This is a genomic window from Geomonas sp. (genome assembly GCF_056994735.1).
In genome coordinates, this window is record NZ_JBXKJL010000123.1 from 1 (window position 1) to 1,976 (window position 1,976).

1 protein-coding gene is annotated in these 1,976 nt (G+C 63.3%); it reads left to right on the forward strand.

The genetic code is table 11. The features are described 5' to 3' along the window. A partial coding sequence (acs, locus tag AC11W3_RS06020) for an acetate--CoA ligase (RefSeq protein WP_484092647.1) occupies positions 1–1,976 on the forward strand: 1,976 nt, incomplete at both ends.

The following is a 1,976-nucleotide window of genomic DNA, read 5'->3' on the forward strand; positions in this document are numbered from 1 at the left end:
GGGGCATCGGAAGCTGAGATTGCGGTGCACTGGGGTGAGGAATCCCTGGTTCACCCCACCACGGAATTCATTGCCCAGGCCAACATGACCGATGCGGACGTCTACAAGCGGTTCAGCCTGGAGAACTTTCCCAACTGCTACAAGGAATACGCCGATCTGCTGGACTGGTACGAGTACTGGCACACCACTCTGGACACGAGCGACGCTCCCTGCTGGAAGTGGTTTGTCGGCGGCAAGATCAATGCGTCGTACAACTGTGTCGACCGGCATCTGGGCAAGAACAAGAACAAGACGGCCATCCATTTTGCGCCCGAGCCCATCAATGAGAAATACGAACACATCACTTACCAGGAACTCTTTGTGCGGGTGAACGAGTTCGCGGCGCTGCTGCGGGACTTCGCCAAGCTGAAGAAAGGCGATCGGGTGACCCTGCACATGCCCATGGTGCCGGAGCTGCCGATCACGATGCTGGCCTGCGCGCGGCTGGGGGTGATCCACTCCCAGGTGTTCGGCGGCTTTTCGGGCCGGGCTTGCGCCGACCGCATCGTGGACTCCCAGAGCCGCGTGCTCATCACCATGGACGCCTACTGGCGCAACGGCACCCTGGGCGACCACAAGCAGAATGCGGACATCGCCTGCGACTTGGCGGCCAAGGACGGCCAGAAAGTGGACACGGTGCTGGTGTGGCAGCGCTACCCCGGCAAGGCCTCCAGTCCCAAGCCCATGGTCAAGGGCCGTGACCACTTCGTGAACGACCTCCTCAAGGATTTCTATGGAGCCCGGGTCGAGCCGGAGAAGATGCCGGCCGAGGCGCCGCTGTTTCTGATGTACACCAGCGGCACCACGGGCAAGCCCAAGGGCTGCCAGCACAGCACGGGCGGCTACCTGGCCTACACGGCCGGCACCTCGAAATACGTGCAGGACATCCATCCGGAGGACGTCTACTGGTGCATGGCCGACATCGGCTGGATCACGGGGCATTCTTACATCGTCTACGGGCCGCTTGCGATCTGCGCCTCCACGGTGGTCTACGAAGGGGTGCCGACCTTCCCGGACGCCGGCCGGGCCTGGAAGATCGCCCAGGATCTGAACGTGAACATCTTTCACACGGCGCCCACTACCATCCGGGCGCTGCGCAAGCTCGGCCCGGAGGAGCCCGCCAAGTACAATATTAACTTCAAGCACATGACCACGGTGGGCGAGCCGATCGAGCCGGAGGTCTGGCGCTGGTATTACAATTTCGTCGGCAAGGGCAAGGCCGCGATCGTGGACACCTGGTGGCAGACGGAGACGGGGGGCTTTTTGTGCAGCACGATTCCGGCCATCAAGCCCATGAAGCCGGGCAGCGCCGGACCGGGGATGCCGGGCATCCATCCCATCATCTATGACGACGTTGGCAACGTGGTTCCTCCGGGAGCCGGGCGGGCCGGCAACATCTGCATCCAGAACCCCTGGCCGGGCGGCTTCCAGACCATCTGGGGCGACCGCGACCGCTTCGTGCGCACTTACTACGAACGCTACTGCAAGAATCCCAAGAGCAAGGACTGGCGCGACTGGCCGTACATGACCGGCGATGCGGCGGTCGAGGCCCAGGACGGCTATTACCGCATCCTGGGCCGGGTGGACGACGTGATCAACGTCTCCGGCCACCGTCTGGGCACCAAGGAGATCGAGTCGGCGGCGCTGGTGGTGGCGGAGGTGGCCGAGGCCGCGGTGGTGCCCGTGGCGCACGAGATCAAGGGCCGCGAGCCGGACCTTTACGTCGCGCTCAAGCCGGGCTTCAAACCCAGCAAGGAGCTTGAAAAGAAGATCTCGGATGCCATCTCGACCGAGATCGGCAAGATCGCCAAGCCGCGCAGGGTGTGGATCGTCAAGGACATGCCCAAGACGCGCTCGGGCAAGATCATGCGCCGGGTGCTGGCGGCGATCTCCAACAACAAGGATGTCGGCGACGTCACCACCCTGGCCAATCCGGA